We start from the raw sequence: 18,573 nt of genomic DNA on the forward strand, positions 1-18,573 counted from the left end.
TCGCGGTCCATCGCCATCTCGTCCCTCCGGGGAACGTAGTGCCCTGCTCCGGCCAATTCAGCGGTTCGCGGGCGTGTACCGCAACCGCCCTTGCTCGGGCAGGAGATACCCGTTCCACCGTTCCTGGGGCACAGAGCCGCGGAGGCCGTCCGCGCTGATGTCTCCGTCGATCTCGAACCCGATCAGGCCGAGCCGGAAGTCGACCTCCTGGAAGACCTGCCCTGCCACCTCCGCCAGCCACGCGTCCAGCGCGGCCCGCCAGTCCAGCGACACCGCCCCGCCGTCCGGCCCGAAGGGGAAGCCCCCGACCCGGCGGTCGACCCGGGCCAACGCGCCTTGCGGTAGGTACAGCGTCAACCAGTCGGCGCCGTCGTCGAGACGAGTGACGACGCATCCGCAGACGACCGGGGTCCCCTCGTGCAGGCGGATGATCCCCCGCAGGTGCCCGAACTCCTCCAGGGACGCCACGGTGACGGGCACCGCCGTCTGCTCGGGCGGTTCCCGGTCGGCGCTGGGGTAGCAGCCGGAGATGGCGGCCGCGCGCCACAACGCGGTCAGCGCGCGCTGGAGGCGGCCGTCGTCGCGGTCGCCCAACTCCAGGGACAGCTCGTAGAAGCCGCCGTGCCAGTTGCTCGGATCGGTGAACGCCGCCGGGTCAGCCACCCCCACAGTATGGAGCCCGTCCGGCCGCGTCGAGCGACCGAACGGGCTCCCCGGTGGTCACCGGCCCTGCAACGCCTTGACGTTGTCCCCGAACGTCCACCCCTTCGAGCCGTCCCAGTTGAGCGACCACGTCATCAGCCCCTTGAGGCTGCCGCCGAAGCTGTTCCACGCCTGGGACACCAGCGCGGGGCCCATGTGGCCGCCGCCCGCGCCCGGCTGGGCGGGCAGGCCGGGGACCTGCTTGTCATACGGCACCCGGATCGTGGTGCCCTGGATGACCAGGCCCTGGTTCAAGCACTCCGTCTGCTTCACGAAGCCCTGGACCGTGCCCGCGGAGTAGGAGTCGCCGCTGCAGCCGTACATGCTTCCGTTGTAGTACTGCATGTTCAGCCACCAGAGCCTGCCGTTGTCCGCGTACTTCTTGATGATCGGCAGGTAGGCGCCCCAGATCGAGCCGTAGACGACGCTGCCGCCGGTGACGTAGGCGGTCTCGGGCGCCATCGTCAGGCCGAAGTTCGACGGCATCTGCGCCAGCACGCCGTCGATGATGTGGATGAGGTTGGCCTGCGAGGTGGACAGCTGGCTGATGTTCCCGCTGCCGGTGAGCCCGGTCTCGATGTCGATGTCGATGCCGTCGAAGTTGTACTTCTTCAGGATCGGCACGATCGTCTGGATGAACCGGTCGGCCACCGCCCGCGAGCCCAGGTCGATGCCCGCGGTCGCGCCGCCGATCGACATGAGGATCGTCTGGCCCGCCGCCTTGGCCTGGCACATCTCGGCCGGGGTGGCGACCTTGACGGTGGCGTCCATCCCGTCCTCCCACAGCACCGTGCCGTCGGAGCGGATCACCGGGAAGGCGGCGTTGAGCACGTTGTACCCGTGCTGCCGGATCGCCGGGTTGGTCACCGGCGTCCACCCGAACGGCGGGTGCACACCGTTCGCGGCGCCGTCCCAGTTCTCCCAGTACCCGACCAGGACCTTCCCGGCGGGCTTCGACTTCACCGGGCAGGTGTCGCCGCCGGGCGGCTGGGTCGTCGTGGTCGTTGTCGGCGGCTCCGTTGTCGGATCCGTCGTCGGCGGCGTGGTCGTCGGATCGGTGGTGGTGGTCGGCGGATCGCCGTCGCACACGCCGGAATCCGTCCACAGCGTGGGCGTGGAAGCGGGATTCCACCCGGTCCCCGGCCACGCGGTGTGGGTCACCTTGGCGGCGTAGAGCCTGCCCTGGTAACTCACCTTGGTCCCCGCGGTGTAGGTGTTGCCCTCCGCCCAAGCAGGCGCATCACAGACGACAAGCGCCGCGGGCGAGCCCGCCGCCGCGGCCCCATTACCCGCCACCACCAGCGTCACCGCCGAGGTCATGACGACGCTGACCACCGCCGCGATCGCGAATCTCTGGGATTTCATCAATCTCGATGGCAAAGACATTTTCGACATTCTTTAATTGTCATGAAACCGGCGGGCCCGTGTCTACAGTTGCGCCGTCCAATGACGCGACGGTCGAGAGATCGGCAAGGCGCGCCATTAGCGGAATAGTGATCATTCCGGTCCGTTGCCTTCCCGCCGATCGCAATTCATTGGCCGTGGCACGCGGTCGGGCTATAGCCCGCGCTCACCGGGATGCGTCGGCGCTTTCCTGGCCTTGCTCGGTCGCGACCGTGAGTTTCCGCAAGCCGACCAGGGCGATGACCGCCATCGCGGCGACCAGGGCCGCTCCGGCGTACGCGGTCACCGCCGTGGCGTTGACGAACGCGAGCCGTGCCGCATCGACGACCTGGCCGCCGAGGTCGCCCGGGAGGTCGCGGGCGGTGGTGATGGCGCCGCCGATGGAGTCCCGGATCGCCGTGTCCGTGGGCGCGGGCAGGTCCGCCGGGGTCAGGCCGTCGACGGAAGCGCGGTACGCGGCCGCGCCGATGCTCCCGAGCACCGCGAGGCCGAGGGCGCCGCCCAGTTCGTTGCTGGTCTCGGAGATGGCCGAGGCCGCGCCCGCGCGCTCGGGCGGAGCCGCGGACAGGACGACGGTGGTCGCCAGCACCGCGGGTCCGGCGAGGCCGACGGCGGCGACGACGGTCCCGGCGATGAACCAGCCGAAGGACTCCCCGACGGTCAGGGCGATGAGGACGTAGCCAGCGGCCGCGGCGGCCAACCCGCCCGCGAGGACGACGACCGGGCGCACCCGGGCCGCGATCGCGGAGGTCACGCCGAGGCCGACCACCATGCCGCCGGTCTGCGGCAGCAGCCACAGGCCTGCGACCAGGGTGTCGTGGCCCTCGACCAGCTGCAGGTACTGCGCGGTGAACAGGTTGAACCCCAACATCACCGCGCCGCCCACGGTCATCGCCGCGATGCCGATGCCGAACACCGGGCGGCGGAACAGGCTGACGTCGAGGAACGGGTCCGCCAACCGGGTCTGCCTGCGGACGAACGCCACCAGCAGCACCAGCCCGGCCAGGAAGGCCGCGGCCGGGCGGACACCGATGCCGTGCTGCACGATCTCCTTCAGCGCGTACACCAGGGCCAGGATCCCGCCGGTCGACACGACGGCGCTGACGAGGTCGATCCGCGCAGGCGCCGGATCGCTGGATTCCGGCAGCAGCACCGGACCGACCACCAGCAGCAGTCCCATCACCGGTATCGCGAGCAGGAAGACCGCGCCCCACCAGGCGACCGACAGGATCGCGCCGCCGACCAGCGGGCCGAGCACCCCGCCGACCATGAACCCGCCCATCCACACGCTGATGGCCGTCGTCCGCTGGCGCTCGTCGCGGAACATCGTGCGCAGCAGCGCCATCGTCGAGGGCATCAGCGTCGCACCCGCCACGCCGAGCACGGCCCGCGCGGCGATCAGCATCTCCGCGCTCGTGGAGTACGCCGCCAGCGCCGAGGCCGCCGCGAAGGCCGCCGCCCCGAGCAGCAGCAGCCTGCGACGGCCGATCCGGTCGCCGAGGTTGCCCATGACCAACAGGAACCCCGCCACCAGGAACCCGTACACGTCGGTGATCCACAGCACCTGGGTGGACGACGGCGCGAGCTCGGCGCTGATGTCGGGGATCGCGAGGTGCAGGACGGTCAGGTCCATGGTCAGCACCATCGTGGGCAACAGGAGGACCGCGAGCCCCAACCACTCCTTGAGCGTGGCGCGGGATGACGGAGGAGCGCTGGCCGTGATTCGCATACCCGTGACCCTAAAAGCTGCAGTTAACTGGAGATCAAGCGGGCGGATACGCTCATCGCGCACCTTTCCTGGCCGCCCACGCGACTTCCGACCGATGAGGACCGTCATGACCGACCCAGGGATGCGGATCAGGCCCTACACCCCCGAGCACCGGGCGGCGGTGCTCGACCTGTCGATACGGGCGTGGGCGCCGGTCTTCCCGCTCACCAGGTCGTCAGTGCCCGCGTTCGTCTACGACTCGTTCTATCCCCACGGCTGGGAAGCCCGCCAACTCGCCGACCTCTCCGCCGTCCTGGACGGAGAACCGGACAACGTGGACCTCGCCTTCCACGGCAACGACCTGGTCGGCTGGGCGTGCACCCGCCTGCACCCCGAGGACCACATGGGCGAGCTGTACGTCCTCGCCGTCCACCCCGCCCACCAACGCCGAGGCGTGGGCACCGCACTCATGGCACGGGCAGCCGAACGCGCCCGAACAGCCGGAATGCGCATGCTCATGGCAGAAACCGGCGACGACCCGGGACACGCCCCCGCCAGGGCGGTCTACGAGCAGGCAGGCTTCCAGCGCTGGCCCGTCGCCCGCTACTTCAAAGAACTCCCCTGACACCCGCCGCCGACCACCACCGCGCCGGTGATTTGCCTGCCCCCGCACCCGCACCCTGAGGACTAATCCAGGCCGGGGCGACAAGCCGCCAACCCGACGGCCGCCCGCGCGCGAGGCGCCTGGAGCCTGCCCGGGCATCGCTGCCTGCGCCACCCTGCCCCACTGCTCCTGCTGCCGAGTACGTCGCCGGAAATCTCGGCATCCCATCCCAACGGCGAGTCCATCCGGTCGGTGGCGGCGGTCCACTTTTCCGACCGCCGAGGAGCACGAGCCCGCTTGCCCTGGTTCACCTTCGACGGGGCAGGCACGCCCCACACGCCTGCGGGAGGAGGTGGCGGTCGTTCACTCACGGCCCTCGCCGCTCCGGAGCGGCGAGAACTCGGGAATTGGTCGAAGACCGTCAAATCGGCCCCATTCACGACTGAGGCCCTGCCCCTCACAAAGAGGGACAGGGCCTATGACCAGCCACTATCACTGGTGGGCGATACTGGGATTGAACCAGTGACCCCTACCGTGTCAACGTAGATAATTCGGCCCTCTGACCTGCGAAAACATGACTTCCGCAGGTCACAGGGTGACCGTTGAGGGTCGTTGAGTGCGGTTCAACGCTGTTGTGTACGTCTGCTAGCTCCCAATTTGTTCCCATCCGGTGCTTCCCACTGCTCCCTGGAGAGGCTGTAGGACGTCCGCTCATGCCGAGGTGAGCGTGTTCGTGTCGCTGGTGGTCTAGGACTGGTCAGTTATTGGACACGTTCGTCCGAGCGGCGGGGCTTGGAGGTGTTCGCTGACATGATGGGCGTGTGGCTAAGGCGCGCAAACGACGCAAGGGTGAGACGTTCGAGACGGAGGTTCGTCGTCAGTTCGGGTCTGTGTCGGAGCGATTCGGTCTCACTGACGAAGAGATCACCGGCAGGCTGGCCGTCCTCGGCGGGGTGAAGTACGTGCGAGGCGGTCTGGCCTACCGGTGGAACTGGGACCCGCGGGAAGGCTACATGTGGGTCCGCATTCTTTTGGACCTCGACGACGACCGCTACAGGATCAGTCTGCGCCGGCTCGTGACCAACACCCAGCCCAAGGGAGACCAGATACTCCTGGACAACTGCCGCTCCTGGCTCGTCCTGCAACGCGCGGTGGCGTCCCACACCCTCTGGGTCGAGCGGCTCCACCCTCGTCTGATCGCCTTGGACGCCCCAAATCTCATCCTCGCCTCCGGTGGCGAGAGACTAGTACCGGCCATGCCGGACGCGGCTCGTCATCGCCGATCGGTCTTGTAGAACGAGCGGAACCTCTCTGTTGGCCAGCGGCTTGGCACAGAGAGGTGCCGCTCGATTCACAGACCCGGCGGGTGATGCGGCTGATGGCGATCGCGGCGATGACCGCGTCGATGCGCAGGACATCGCCTTTGCGCCAGATGTTGGCCCAGACCGCGCCGTCGTCGCAGTCGGAGTTCGTTGAGCCGGTTCATCGGCCAGTGGAGAGGGTGACGGCGACTTTGCCCAAGCGGTCGAAAGGTGCGCGGAGTCTCGGACGGTCAGGCGGTCGGTGCCGTCGGAGGTGATCAGGCGGGCGCCGTTGAAGAACACCAGCACGGTCGAGAAACGTGGCGCGCTGATCCAATCGGCCCACGCACCCCACTCGCGCGGGTCGTCCAGCGACGTCTCGCCCACGTCGAACACCACCGCGGTCACCATGCTCCTACTCCTACGTCACCCACGAACGCCGCGCCACAGAGGCCCTGCGGACAGCGCAGCTCTCGGTGACCGCGCCACTGCGGAAGCCGGTCGAATCGCCGCATGGCCTGCCGCCACGCCGGACACGCAGTGCGCAGATCGGGGCTGCATGGTGAACCGATGAGCACCTCCGGTCCGGGCCGCGGTCGTGACAACTTGGGACGCGCGCTGTTGGCCCAGCACCCTCGTGGCGAGCAATGGCGACAGCTCGATGTGTGGTCCGGACTACTAGCCACTGCGTTGGGTGGATCATCCAGGTTCTCATCGACCGGGAGGTCATCCTGTCCGGCGCCGCGACGGGCGGCGAGCAGCCGTGGAAGTACTACGACCTCGGCGACGGGTACTGCGCCTACGACTTCTTCGCCTAAACGCCCGCACCGCCTCGCCTGTGCCCGCTGCCGTTCTACCTGCCCAGAAATCCAGCGCCGGGCGCTTGCTCGAAGTCAAAGACGGCGTCGACCAGATGCTCGAACGCCTCACCCTGGGCGATGACGAGCGCGCCGCTCCCGAAGGTGACCGTGCCGCACTCGCCGCGCTGGCCGAACACCTCGCCAAGGTCCCACTCCCGCCGGGCCTACACCGGAGCAACCCGGGACCAACCGGGCGTTCATCGCGCTGACCGCCGTCCAGGACAGCATCACCGGAGAACGACCATGAACGCCCAGTCGCTTCTCAACCGGCAGCCCTCGAAAACGCCTGCCCAGTCGGGAGACACACCGCGCCTCACGGTTGTGCGGTTGGCAGCGACAACCGCAACCGCCGGATGCCCCGCAGAACGTCGTCGCGGTTCTTCGCCGACTTAAGCCAAGCCGGAAGTCGTGCCACCATGCTCATCGAGCCAGGACTCGACCTACGTTCACGGAGGCGGGCTGCGACATACGCTTCCAAGAGATCAAGATGCTCGGCGTTGTATGCCCACAAGAGCTTGCCGCAGCACTCTGCCTGGAGCCACAAGGGAAGTCGGAAGTACGGATCTAACGGTCCGCCGAACACACTCCCCGATGGGAACCCGTCCTTGAACAGGCCGCAGGCAAGGCATCTCAGACGCCGCCGAGCCACCAGGAGGGCGTCGCCGCGGTTGGCCTGGTACTCCGGGGCTCCCAGATGGCCGAGCACGACCGCGCACTCACCACACTCTGGACACCGCACCAGCACCTCGGCCGCGAACCGATCCACCCGGACCAACGGATCCCGGAACCGGTCGGCGGCGTTCCCACGGTCGCTCACCAACCCATACTGCCTGAACAGGGACCTCGAGTCAGACGAATAACTGCCGGTCGAAGTCACCGCCTGCCCTCCGCTGCCTCAACGAGCCAGACGGTTGGGCGGAAGCGATCGAGTTCGACCGCGCCATCCGCCACGGCTACCCCAACGCCACCACACAAGGCCAGGAGCTGCGCGCCCAGTACTTCCTCCACCGCTCCTGCAGTCCACTGGACCAGGTCGACCTCGACGTGCCCGTTAGGTCGCGAAACAGAAGGTACCTGCGGCTAATCATCTCCGACTCGGCGGACGTGGCTGCGGACCGTGTGGCGCAGGACGGTGACCCGGATGGATGCTCGCCGTGGTCGTGCCGTTCCGGCGAGCCGAACACCGGGGGCGAACGTCGACGATGCGGCGGGTGCGGCATGAATGCTCGATACCGCGTCGAGTCAATCGGGGGGCACTGTGGTGGCACGGTTCTCAGTGATGTCGAACCGACTGTGGGACGACATGACGTCGACTTCTGATTCAGCGGAACGGGAGGTTGGCGGGGCTGCCGGGGACAATGGTTGCCAGCCGCCGCTTCCGCCGCTAACGGGCCGTTGGGCGGTTTTGACGGCGTGTTGCTTTACACCCCCGTCGCAGGCCGCTGCGCTGCTGTAGGAGCAGCTGAACCGGGCGGTGGAGAACTTCCACGCGATAGCGGCGACCTTGCGTCAGACAGCTGACACTTACGAGCGCGAGGATCTGGACGCCGCCCAGAACCTCAAGCAGACGTACTGAGAGGCCGTGACCGGGTGAACGCCACCGTCCGGAGCTCATCGGACAAGGCCAGGGAGATCGAGCACAAGTGCGGTGAGTTCACCGCGGCGGTCAACGCTACCTCCACACCATCCCGACACCGGCCGATCAAGCCCTTTGCGCACTCGACCGGATCCGACCCCAGGCAGGTGTCAACCGCGCCAACCCGATCAATCAGCGGTTGAACGATCACGCCGGAAAGCGGCGTTTACCTCGGACAACCCCGCTCGGGGCATGACCAAGCGGACGGTCAAACGACGGTCTAGGAATGCCGCAGAGGCAGAAAGGCCCGCCGGTGATGATCACCGACGGGCCGTCTGACCAGCGCTTTCGCGTTGGTGGGCGATACTGGGATTGAACCAGTGACCCCTACCGTGTCAAGGTAGTGCTCTCCCACTGAGCTAATCGCCCGAGGCGGAGGCGGGAATCGAACCCGCGTACAGGGCTTTGCAGGCCCTTGCCTAAGCCACTCGGCCACTCCGCCGTATCCCGAAGGGGGACCTTCGGGGGGCCGGCGCACAGGCCGAACCGCTTCCGAGCGGACGACGGGATTCGAACCCGCGACCCTCACCTTGGCAAGGTGATGCGCTACCAGCTGCGCTACGTCCGCACGCCTTCCGGGTGGTCCGTGGTGGTCCCTCCGGCGTGGTGCGAGTGAACTCTATCGGAGGCCCCCCAAGGGATCCAAATCGGGGGTCCCCTTCACCGGTTTCCTCAGGTCAGGTCGGTGGAGATCAGCTGGGTGAGCGCTTCGTCGACGTCGACCCACAGGTGCTCGTTGCCGGGCACGACGACGTCGTAGGTGCGATCGAGGAAGTCGGCGAGCTCCTGGGCGGCGGCCTCGAACACGGCGTGGCCCGACGGGCTGCTCAGCTCGATGACCACGACCTCGGGGTCGTCGCCTGCCGGGCGGATGCGCACATCGCCGTCGCCCGCCTCGGCGATGAGGCCGTCGGCCAGCAGGTCGCGGGCGAAGACCCATTCCACCCAGCCGGTGCGGCCGGTGCGGAAGGCTGCGACGACCGCGTACGGGTCGCGCGTGTCGTACCGCAGCTCCACCTTGACCGGCACCGCGGGGGTCCTCGGCGCCAGTAGGTCGAACACCGCGGTCGACCGCAGCGTGACGTGATCGTTTCGCATCGTCGCTACCCTTCTGCTCCCTCCCCAGTCAAAACGACTGAGCCCCTTCCATGTGACGCCTCTGCGCAACGAAAAGGTCGCGATTCCGGATGATGTCACCCGGACGGGCCACCGCTCGCCGCGCTGGGCGCTCGTCTCGCTGCGCAGTGTCACCTCGGCGACCCGGGCAGCCTCCCCATACTGGCCGGTTTTCGGGTCGGTTGGTAGCGCCTGAAGTGCGAATCTGGACAGCGGCGGCTGTTCCCGGATGGCAAAATCCGCGCTGACCTGGGAGGGTTCGGTTGATGTGGCAATGACCACGTTCCCGCAGGTCAAGAGCATTGCGGATGCCCCGATGCGCGGCTCCGGGCACAATGACCCACCGGCTCGCCCGGGACGGAGGTGCGCACGTGACGAGCGGGGCCAGTGAGGACAAGTCCATCCGCCCGGACTGGGCCGACCGCAGTAAAACCACCCGACTGGTGTGGCGCGTGGGCGTCGCGGTGATCGGCGGCGCGGTCCTCGCTGGCGGCATCCTGCTGATCCCGTACCCCGGTCCGGGTTGGCTGGTGGTGTTCGCGGGCCTGGCCATCCTCGCCGTCGAGTTCCCCTGGGCCCGCCGCGTCCTCGACTTCGCCCGCGCGAAGTACGACGCGTGGGTCGAGTGGCTCAAGCGCCAGCACATCGCCGTCCGCCTGCTCGTGCTCGCTTTCACGGGTGTCGTCGTCGCGGTCACCCTCTGGCTGTTCGGCGTCTTCTCCCTGGTAGGCGGCTGGGTGGGCATCTACTGGCCGTGGTTGAGGTCCCCGGTTTTCGACTAGTCCCGACCATGTTGTAAGGTTCACCCGTCGCTCCGAGCGGGCGGCAGACCCGGGCGATTAGCTCAGCGGGAGAGCACTTCGTTCACACCGAAGGGGTCACTGGTTCGATCCCAGTATCGCCCACCCAGGTCAAAGGCCCATTCCCAGTCAGGGGAATGGGCCTTTGTCATGGGGTACAGCAGCAAAGTACAGCAGCGGGTCAGCCGAAGTCGTCGCTGGAGCTTGGCCAGCGCGTCCATACCCGGTCGTCGGAGACCTCGGTGTGCCCAAGCATGAGGAGATCGCCGCCGCCCGCGGGGTCACCATCAACACCGTGCGCAAGGCTGTGAGCTTGCTGGAGTCCGAGGGTTTGGTGACCCCGGTGCGGCGCCGGGGGACTGTGGTTCGTGCACGACCCCGAATGAAGCGTCTGGGCGTCGACCGCTACGCCAAGAGCAAGTGGAAGTTCGGCTTGCTCGCCTTCGCCGCGGACCGCGAGGCGTCGGGGCGCGAGTCGAAGCCGGGCGACCAGACGAACGAGGTCCGGCGGACCGCACCTACACCGAGGATGACGAGCCCGTCGAGTTCGCACGCGGTACCCATCGTTCCAGCCATTTCTCCTGGACCTACACGTTCCCGCTGCCGGAGTGACCATGACCGCGCCGATCCCGCCCGAGCACCGCCAGGCGGTCGAAATCCTGTGGGCCTACCACGACCTCGGCCACCAACTGACACCATCCGATGTCGGGATCGGATTGGGCAGTCACGACCTCGGTGTGGCCGCCTGCGCCGCGCAGTTGTGGCACGAGAAGCTGTTCCCGCTGATCCTTCTCACCGGAGCCAACGCGCCGACCACCGTCGAACGGTTTCCCCGCGGTGAGGCCGTCCACTACCGCGAACACGCCCTCACCCTCGGTGTCCCCGACGAGGTGATCCTGATCGAGACCCAGGCCCGCAACACCGGCGAGAACATCGAGAACAGCCGCCGCATACTCGCCGACCACGGCCTTACACCCGCATCCGTGACCCTGATCTCGCGGCCCTACCAACAACGGCGAGCGTTCGCCACCTGCCGGAAACTCTGGCCCGAGGTCACCGTCCAATGCGCATCGCTGCCGCTCCAGCTTGACGACTACGTGGAACAGATCGGCGACGCCGCCCGCGTGATCAACATGCTGGTAGGCGACACCCAACGCATCACCGTCTACGCCGACCAAGGCTTCGCCATCCCACAGAACATGCCCGCAGGCGTCGAGGCCGCATTCCGGCAGCTCGTCGCCGCTGGCTACACCCAACGCCTCATCCCGGAAGCCTGAGCCCGGTCACGGCTTCGGCGTGCGTGTTCAAACTTTCTTCTCTTGTTCAAGGCGGCGGCCCTGCCGGGCCGCCGCGGGCACACTGTGCCGCTCCGGTCGGCGCAACTCCGCGGGCGGCTGCGGCTGCCGCCGGTCCGCCCGCGGGCACCGACCGGAGAGGTGTGCCCACAGGCCGACCAGGTGAGCTGCCATACACGGCGCAGAGATCAAGAGCATGGGCTCGCCGCGCGGGCAGGTCTCCGGGATGGCCGGGAAGGCGCGAAGGCTGCGGTTCGTCGGTGGCTTCCTGCCATCCCGACGACCTCCCAGAGGGCTACCACGGTGCCCACCAGGCGCGCAGAGCCCGGCACCAGGCGCAGACCCACCCGAGGCCGCGAACACCCAGCCCCACGCCCCGTCACGTCGAGGGCGGGACCTCGGGCAGCTCAACGCCCAACCTCACCACCCGTCGAGGGCTGCACGCCTGGTGATCACCGTGGTAGGGCTACGCCAGGTCGACGGGATGGCAGGAAGCCACCGCCTTGCGGTGCTCAGGCCCACTCTCCGTGATGAGCTCAGTAAGGGGTTAGCGCGCACTGAGACCGACTAGGACCGACTAGGACCGACTAAGACGTACTGAAACGTACTGAAACGTACTGAAATGCAGGGAAATGCACTGAAAAGAACTGAGCGATAAGAGGGCTAGCCCTTACTCTGGGTGTTCGCGGTCGGGTAAAGTCGGGTACCGCTTGCCTGCACAACTCTGCAGGACTCTGCGCAACTCTGCAGGACTCTGCAGGACTCTGCATCCAGGCTCTGACCTGGGCGAACTGGTCGCAACTGGTCATGGTTTGACATAACTTGACGTCGGTTGGTCCGCCCCTCCAGGTGGAGGTCCCTGTCAGAGTTGCGAATGGAGGCTGGCATACGCCAGACTTGTCGACAAGCCATCCGATACAGCATGACTAGACTAGGGCGAGCGGCCGTTCAACAATGAACGGCCCCCTGCGGGAACAGGGAGCCGTTCTGGTCTGCCTCAGCGCGTTAGTAGAGACGAGACCACATGAGCGTACCCTCTAGCGACGGGCCGGACCAGCAGAGCGCGGCGGGTGAGAGAGCCGAACCGCTGCTGACGCTGCGCGGACTCGTCCTGCTCCTAGCGGCTGTTGGAGTTGCGGTGCTCCTGATCAACCAACCGTCACTAGCGTTGCCCCTAGGTGGCGCTGTCGCCGCGCTCACGCTCCTAGACAAGATCACCCGACCGTAGACGCGGCATCCGGTGGCGGTCGGACCCGTGCCTGCCATCGAACCGGGCAGGCTGGGTACAGCAGCGAGATACAGCAACGCGAGCAACCGGCAGCGACCTTGAGCGGCGGTGACGGCCGAGTTGTCGACCTGTCCGACCAGCAGAAGCGCTGATGCCGACAGTTCACACCGAAGGGGTCACTGGTTCGATCCCAGTATCGCCCACGGGTTATTCGTGCTGGTCAATGCCCTGCCAACAATCTTGTTGGCAGGGCTTTGATCGTTTGGGGAGCATCTGGCGCCGTTCTCGGTGAGCCAGGTCTGGTGGTGTGGCGCAGGTCGTGGAGGTGCACGCCCTGGGGGCCAGCCTTCGTTCGGGTCGGTCGGCGAAGGTGATCCGGAGCCTGCGGCAGGGGTGGCCGCGATCAACTCAGGCCTCCCGGTCCTGCGCCGCCTGACGACCAGCACCGGGATTCCGGCGCCCCCATCGGTGCGATGGCCGGAAAAGCTACGTCGGCAATGCCGGAGCCCCCCGCGGGCTGGACGGCCCGCGGGGCGCTCGCCGGTCAGGATCCGACCCGGTCGTTCTTCTTGACCTCGCCGGAGCGGATCTTGGCCTGGAAGCTCCGCAGTTCCCGCTTGACCACCGGAGCCAGCAGGTACAGGCCGATGATGTTGAACAGGGCGAGCAGGAACAGCACGGCGTCGGCGAAGTTCAGCACGCTGCCCAGGGTCAGCACCGAGCCCGCGACGATGAACAGGCAGAAGACCACCTGGTAGACGCGCTCGGTGACGGGCGACTTGCCGAACAGGTACGTCCACGCCTTCTGCCCGTAGTAGGCCCAGGTGATCAGCGTCGACAGCGCGAACAGCGCCACCGCCAGGGTGAGCACGTAGGGGAACCAGGGCAGCACGGTCGCGAAGGACTCCGAGGTCACCGTCACGCCATTCGGCACTTCACCGCCCGCGAACACCGATGCCTGGGCGTTCGTCCAGAACTCGGTCTTGGCGATGATGATCGTCAGCGCCGTCATGGTGCAGATGACCACGGTGTCGATGAACGGTTCGAGCAGCGCGACGTAGCCCTCGGTCACCGGATGCCGGGTCTTGACCGCCGAGTGCGCGATCGGCGCCGACCCCAGGCCCGCCTCGTTGGAGAACGCCGCCCGCTGGAACCCGACGATCAGCGCGCCGATGGCGCCGCCGAGCACGCCCTCCGGGGAGAACGCGCCGGAGATGATCGCGCCGAACGCGGAGGGCACCGCGGTGATGTTGGTCCCGATGACCACAAGGCAGGCGAGGATGTACAGGATCGCCATGGACGGCACCAGCTTGCTGGTCACCTTGCCGATCGACTTGATGCCCCCGATGATCACGGCCCCGACGACGGCGGCGAGCAGAATGCCGAAGATCAGCGCGGCCCCGTCCGTGCCGAGGAAGCCCTCGCTCCCGCCGGTGACGTCGCGCAGTTGGGCGAAGGTCTGGTTGGCCTGGAACATGTTCCCGCCCGCGATGGCGAAGAACAGGATCATGACCGAGGCCAGCACGGCGAGCACCCGCCCCACCGCCTTGCCGCCGCGCTCGCCGAACCGCTCGGCGATGCCCTTGCGCAGGTAGTACATGGGGCCGCCGGAGACGGTGCCGTCCTCGTGGGTCTCCCGGTACCGCACACCGAGGGTGCACTCGACGAACTTGGTGCACATGCCCAGCAGGCCCGCGAGGATCATCCAGAACGTGGCCCCCGCCCCGCCGATGGTCACCGCGACGCCCACCCCCGCGATGTTGCCGAGCCCGACCGTGCCCGACACCGCGGAGCTGAGCGCCTGGAAGTGCGTGATCTCGCCCGGATCGTCCTTCTTCGAGTACCGTCCGCGGACGAGTTCCAGGGCCATCTTGAACCCCCGGAACTGGATGAAGCCGAAGTAGACGCTGAAGATCGCCGCGGCGGCGATCAGCCAGCCGACGATCCAGGGGAAGCTGATGCCGAACACGGAGATCTCGGCGAATACGAAGGTGGACAGGCCCTCGGAAAGCGGATCGAAGACGTTGTTGATCCACTCCTCGATCGAACCGAGAGTGCCGCTCTCTGCGGCCAGTGTGAGTGTCGGGGTGTCCGACAGCGGGCTAGTGGTCGGCGGATCAGCGCTGATGGTCCACATGACCCATGAGGGGACCCAACCAGCCGTTCTATCGCAAGTGCAAACCGCGACCTTGACCCCATTGGTGGGTACGCGATGAGCGAGATGCGACGGCGCGGTTAGTCCGATTCTCCGAATCGTTGTTGCGGGTCATATGGTCGGATGGTCGATTCGTCGGATCAGGGATGCCTCCGTCAAGGCGGCCAGGGCGCTGGCGACTCCGACCCGTCGCGCTGCCGGGTCGGTACGTGGCCGATGAAGGTGTCGCTGGATCCCGGTATTGGTGGTGCTCGTCGCGTTTGCCGTGTGGGCCACCGCGTCTGCGGTGGCCGCGTCATGCATGGATGCCGCGCGGCGCGGTATCCCGGCGGCATGGCGGTGGGGAGCTCGAACGGGAGTCGCGTGGTGGCGTATGCCCTGATGGCAGGGGGCATGGCTTTGCGTGCTCGTGCCGTTGCTGGTGCGTCAGGCGGAGGACGGACTGGCCGGGGGAGCGGTTGGGCGTTCGGGACCGGTGGTTGTTGGCGGGCATTGCGGTCGTGGGGACGTTCGGGTTCACCGTGTTGTTGTTCCTGGGGATGCGGCAGGCTCCGGGGGCGGTCGGCGCCGTGGTGATGGCGATGACCCCGGCGATGACCCCGGCGATGACCCCGGCGGTGACCGCGGTCGGGGCGGTGCTGTTCCTGAGCGACCGGATCAACCGGTGGAGCGCGATGGGGCTGGCCTTGGCCGTGTGCGGGGTGCTGGTGGTCAATCTGGGGAGGGCGCGGTCGGCGGCCAGGGCGAGAACGTGTGGTTGGCAGCGTGTTGGTGTTCGGCGCGGGGCTGTTGTTCGCCCCGTTCGCCGTGGTGGACGCGCTGTCGTTCGACTGGGGTGTGCCGTCGGGTGCGGACTGGCTAGCGGTGCTGTGGTGGGGGGCGGCGACGATGGGCCTCGGGTCGGTGTTGTGGTTCTCCGGGATGCGGCGGTCCTCGGGCGCCACCGCGTCGGGGTTCATGGCGGTCATGCCGGTCTCGGCACTGCTGTTGTCCTACGTGCTGCTGGGCGAGTCGTTCCACTGGAGCCATGTGGTCGGCATCGCAGCGGTGCTGCTCGGGCTCGCCGCCGTGATCAGGTCCGACCAGTCCGCCCGCGAGGAGCGGTGACCGAGCCGCTCGCCGACCACGGATTCAAGCGCCGCTTCGCTGGGAAGTGGTGAGCCTGAAGCGCGGCGCAGGACACTCCGACAGCACGTGCACGGCTGGCGGGACGAACGTCGGGAGTCGACGCCTGCGATGGAGCAGCCGCTCACCGAGAAGGACCTGGCGCGGGTGATCACCTCGATCCCGCCGGACCGAACGCCTGCAGGAAGGTGTTGACGGCGGCCCGTGTCACGACGCGTAGCTCAGAAGGCCCGCCTCCGACCGCTCACGGTCCACTACACGGAGTTCAGCAAGGCGTTCCGGACCGGCATCGCCCGCGCTCTCGATGACGACGGGAAGCTCGAACCGACCTTCGCCAAGGAACTGGCCGAGATCCTGCGGCGCGAGTGTTGACCTCGCACCAAGCGCCCGGCAGAGCGGGGTGGAATCCACGGCACGGAGGTCACCAGACGAAGATCCAGGTAGCGGTGGGTGCGTCGCCCCGCAGCGGGCGCGCCCGGCTTTCCGCGGACATCGGTGGTGCGAGGCGGACGCAGCGGTCTCCGCTCAAGGTGACGCAGCACTAGTACGGCGGGACGGTGCTGGTCTTGGCGTTGCCGAGTACTGATCGTCGTAGGTCGATCTGCCAGTGGGACCGCTGGTCGAATGGCTGGTCGAACCTGTGGAACGCGCAGCCCTGGGTGAAGCCGCGCCTGTCCGCGTCCCAGTCGGAGCCGGACTTGAAGTACACCTGGTAGGTACCTGAGATCCCCGTCACCGTCGCCTGGGAGTGGGCCCGCACGTACACCATGACTTGAGGCTTCGACGGGTCTCCGGTCACGACGGACACGGCGACGTCGTCTGCCGTGCCGTTGTCGATGTCGAGGCGGCCTGGCCCGCGCGGGCCGGTGCGCTCGATCACGTGGCCGTTCGGCAGGCGGTTCTGTCCGGCGGGTGGCGGTTCGGGGCTGGCGGGGAGCGGCAGCCTGGGCTCGCTGGAGCGCAGGATCTGGTAGACGTTCGCCTTCGCGTCGTACAGCCGCTCCTGGAGCGTCGTCGGACCGCACTCATCCGTTGACGCGACGTTCGACGAGGGCTTGGTGCCTCGCAATTCCGCGAGGGGCTCGTGCAGTGCTGCCAAGAGGTGGCGTGTCGGCTCCCAGACCTCGTCCGACGGGTGGAACGACGCGATCTCGTTCCACTGCTCGTCCAGCACCTTCGAGAGGTTCGCGGTGGCGGTGTCCACCTCGGCGAGGGAGGACGCCTTCAGCACCCGCTCCACTGCCGTGCGGACCGCTCGATGGGCGGCTTTCTCCTTGGCCCGGAACTCGGCGAGAGTCAGCGTCGGCGCTGGAGTGCGATCGGTGGTCCTCGTCGCTGATGACGGACCTGGCCGCGCCGCTGGGTCGACTCGATCCCCTGCGGAGAGGACGCTGATCCCCACCGTGCTGAGCATCGCGACCAAGAGCAGGCCGAACACCCACCTGCCGGGATGCTGGGTACGCAAAGAGGCTGTCATGTCAGCCTTGAGAAGGTGTGGCGAAAGGTCGGGCACCGCATCGGAGCGTCGACTTCCGCCACCTGGTCATGGCTTTCTCCATTCGGTGCGCACGTCGAACGGTCAAGCACGCTGAGACGCCGACGGATCGCCAGCTCCGTCACCAGGCTTACCAGACACCGGCACACGGTGACGTACTGCGATCGGTGGATGCGCGAGTGCGGCGGTCTGCCTGAGTGGTGCTCACATCGTTGACTGCCATGACGAGGGGACGTGCTGTCCCTGAATGACCTGAGGGCTCGTCGATCCGATCCGACAGCTCGTGTCTAGCCGCTATGCCGGAACTGGAAACCCAACGAAGCGTGATTGGGTTGGTGCGCTAGGTCCACACTAGGGCGCGTGGAGCGCTGGCCGAGTCGATGGGTTGCCCGGGTCTTCGGCGGTAGGAGCCGCTCAGCGGATGATGGAGTGACCGAAGCCCGTCAGAGCGGGCTTGTGTTCAACACCGTCACGGCGGAGTCGAGTGCGGTGAACGTGCAGGCCGGACGGGATGTCCACTTCCACGCGTCGCAGGTGCGGCTGGTGCGGGCGCGAGTGGAGTCGGTGCTGGGACGGGCACGACTCGCGTCGGTGCTCGGGGTGGTGGCCTTGAGCTTCCTCGTGACCCCCGAACCCCTGGACGACCGACCGATCGTGCTCCCGCCTCCCACGACCATCACGGCCGAACCGACGACGAGCATCGCTTCCCCCGTGCCGACGCCGACCAAGACCCCGACACCACGGCCCGTGCCCGCGCCGACCACGACAACGACCACCCTCGCCACGTCGTCGAAACAGCCCCCAGCCGAGTCCACCGAGCCCATTGTGGAGGTGTCGCTCGGTAGGCCCGAGGACGACGTCAACGGCTGCGCGTCGCCCTGTCACGCCATGTTCATCCGCATGCGGGGATTCCCACCGAACGCCCGGTTCAACGTCGTTCCCCACTCATCGGAGTGGGACAGCCCGTTCAACCCAGGGGCCACCCTCGATGTCGACGCCGACGGGACGAAGGAGTTCCACCGGTTCGCGCTGCCCCCGAACGACACGAAGTGTGGGTCGTCGTGACCTTCGACGGTGGTGAGGTGGAGTCGAAACACTACCGCTGGCCCCTTCACTGAGGCGTCGACCAACTACCTCACCGACT

Annotated in this window: 15 protein-coding genes and 4 tRNA genes; 9 read left to right on the forward strand and 10 right to left on the reverse strand. The window is 67.5% G+C overall.

Annotation, left to right across the window (positions count from 1 at the left end; genetic code table 11):
- Positions 1–57: 57 nt before the first annotated feature.
- From Actkin_RS09655 to Actkin_RS09665, 3 genes are all read right to left on the reverse strand, one after another.
- Positions 58–663 (reverse strand): hypothetical protein, encoded by a 606-nt coding sequence (locus Actkin_RS09655; RefSeq protein ID WP_229787383.1) that lies wholly within the window; start codon positions 661–663, stop codon positions 58–60.
- A 57-nt stretch (positions 664–720) separates the two neighbouring features.
- Positions 721–2,022, reverse strand: coding sequence for a glycosyl hydrolase family 18 protein (locus Actkin_RS09660; protein WP_258907889.1), 1,302 nt, complete (start codon positions 2,020–2,022; stop codon positions 721–723).
- Between the two features lie 250 nt (positions 2,023–2,272).
- Positions 2,273–3,835 carry an MFS transporter gene (locus Actkin_RS09665; RefSeq protein ID WP_258906786.1) on the reverse strand — a complete coding sequence of 521 codons (1,563 nt, stop codon included), beginning with the start codon at positions 3,833–3,835 and terminating at the stop codon, positions 2,273–2,275.
- 106 nt (positions 3,836–3,941) lie between these two features.
- On the opposite strand from Actkin_RS09665, the gene Actkin_RS09670 reads away from it, so the two are divergent.
- The 3 genes from Actkin_RS09670 (at position 3,942) to Actkin_RS09685 (ending at position 6,537) form a co-directional block, all read left to right on the forward strand.
- The gene (locus Actkin_RS09670) at positions 3,942–4,439 is read left to right on the forward strand and encodes a GNAT family N-acetyltransferase (protein ID WP_258906788.1); all 498 of its coding nucleotides are present in this window, start codon (positions 3,942–3,944) and stop codon (positions 4,437–4,439) included.
- An 800-nt stretch (positions 4,440–5,239) separates the two neighbouring features.
- Positions 5,240–5,713 (forward strand): hypothetical protein, encoded by a 474-nt coding sequence (locus tag Actkin_RS09675; RefSeq protein ID WP_258906790.1) that lies wholly within the window; start codon positions 5,240–5,242, stop codon positions 5,711–5,713.
- 671 nt (positions 5,714–6,384) lie between these two features.
- Positions 6,385–6,537, forward strand: coding sequence for a hypothetical protein (locus Actkin_RS09685; protein WP_258906791.1), 153 nt, complete (start codon positions 6,385–6,387; stop codon positions 6,535–6,537).
- A gap of 35 nt (positions 6,538–6,572) precedes the next feature.
- Here the strand turns inward: Actkin_RS09685 and Actkin_RS09690 are convergent, their stop codons facing one another.
- The 5 genes from Actkin_RS09690 to Actkin_RS09710 form a co-directional block, all read right to left on the reverse strand.
- Entirely contained in the window at positions 6,573–6,716 is a 144-nt protein-coding gene (locus Actkin_RS09690) for a hypothetical protein (RefSeq protein ID WP_258906792.1), read from the reverse strand.
- A 1,793-nt stretch (positions 6,717–8,509) separates the two neighbouring features.
- Positions 8,510–8,584, reverse strand: a tRNA-Val gene (locus Actkin_RS09695).
- A gap of 1 nt (position 8,585) precedes the next feature.
- Positions 8,586–8,657: transfer RNA gene (locus Actkin_RS09700), tRNA-Cys, on the reverse strand.
- Positions 8,658–8,710: 53 nt separating this feature from the next.
- Positions 8,711–8,783: transfer RNA gene (locus Actkin_RS09705), tRNA-Gly, on the reverse strand.
- A 104-nt stretch (positions 8,784–8,887) separates the two neighbouring features.
- Positions 8,888–9,313 (reverse strand): SsgA family sporulation/cell division regulator, encoded by a 426-nt coding sequence (locus Actkin_RS09710; RefSeq protein WP_189213027.1) that lies wholly within the window; start codon positions 9,311–9,313, stop codon positions 8,888–8,890.
- A gap of 389 nt (positions 9,314–9,702) precedes the next feature.
- On the opposite strand from Actkin_RS09710, the gene Actkin_RS09715 reads away from it, so the two are divergent.
- The 3 genes from Actkin_RS09715 to Actkin_RS09725 all read left to right on the forward strand — a co-directional run bounded on the left by Actkin_RS09715 (position 9,703) and on the right by Actkin_RS09725 (position 11,408).
- Positions 9,703–10,113, forward strand: a complete 411-nt coding sequence (locus Actkin_RS09715; protein WP_258906794.1) for a TIGR02611 family protein — start codon at positions 9,703–9,705, stop codon at positions 10,111–10,113.
- Positions 10,114–10,164: 51 nt separating this feature from the next.
- Positions 10,165–10,236 (forward strand) — tRNA-Val (locus Actkin_RS09720).
- Positions 10,237–10,745: 509 nt separating this feature from the next.
- The gene (locus Actkin_RS09725) at positions 10,746–11,408 is read left to right on the forward strand and encodes a YdcF family protein (protein ID WP_258906795.1); all 663 of its coding nucleotides are present in this window, start codon (positions 10,746–10,748) and stop codon (positions 11,406–11,408) included.
- A gap of 1,790 nt (positions 11,409–13,198) precedes the next feature.
- Here Actkin_RS09725 and Actkin_RS09730 read toward each other — a convergent pair.
- Positions 13,199–14,791 (reverse strand): alanine/glycine:cation symporter family protein, encoded by a 1,593-nt coding sequence (locus tag Actkin_RS09730; protein ID WP_189213025.1) that lies wholly within the window; start codon positions 14,789–14,791, stop codon positions 13,199–13,201.
- Between the two features lie 783 nt (positions 14,792–15,574).
- On the opposite strand from Actkin_RS09730, the gene Actkin_RS09735 reads away from it, so the two are divergent.
- Positions 15,575–15,916, forward strand: coding sequence for a DMT family transporter (locus tag Actkin_RS09735; protein WP_258906796.1), 342 nt, complete (start codon positions 15,575–15,577; stop codon positions 15,914–15,916).
- A 222-nt stretch (positions 15,917–16,138) separates the two neighbouring features.
- A complete protein-coding gene (locus Actkin_RS09740) occupies positions 16,139–16,306 on the forward strand; it encodes a hypothetical protein (RefSeq protein WP_258906797.1) in 168 nt (55 codons plus the stop codon).
- A 169-nt stretch (positions 16,307–16,475) separates the two neighbouring features.
- Here the strand turns inward: Actkin_RS09740 and Actkin_RS09745 are convergent, their stop codons facing one another.
- Positions 16,476–17,447 (reverse strand): hypothetical protein, encoded by a 972-nt coding sequence (locus Actkin_RS09745; RefSeq protein WP_258906798.1) that lies wholly within the window; start codon positions 17,445–17,447, stop codon positions 16,476–16,478.
- Positions 17,448–17,789: 342 nt separating this feature from the next.
- Between Actkin_RS09745 and Actkin_RS09750 the strand changes: the two genes are divergently transcribed.
- Positions 17,790–18,494: a hypothetical protein gene (locus tag Actkin_RS09750; RefSeq protein WP_258906799.1), complete on the forward strand. Its 705-nt coding sequence runs from the start codon at positions 17,790–17,792 to the stop codon at positions 18,492–18,494.
- The last annotated feature ends 79 nt before the right edge of the window (positions 18,495–18,573 follow it).

The sequence above is a fragment of the Actinokineospora sp. UTMC 2448 genome (assembly GCF_024760565.1).
GTDB lineage: Bacteria > Actinomycetota > Actinomycetes > Mycobacteriales > Pseudonocardiaceae > Actinokineospora > Actinokineospora fastidiosa.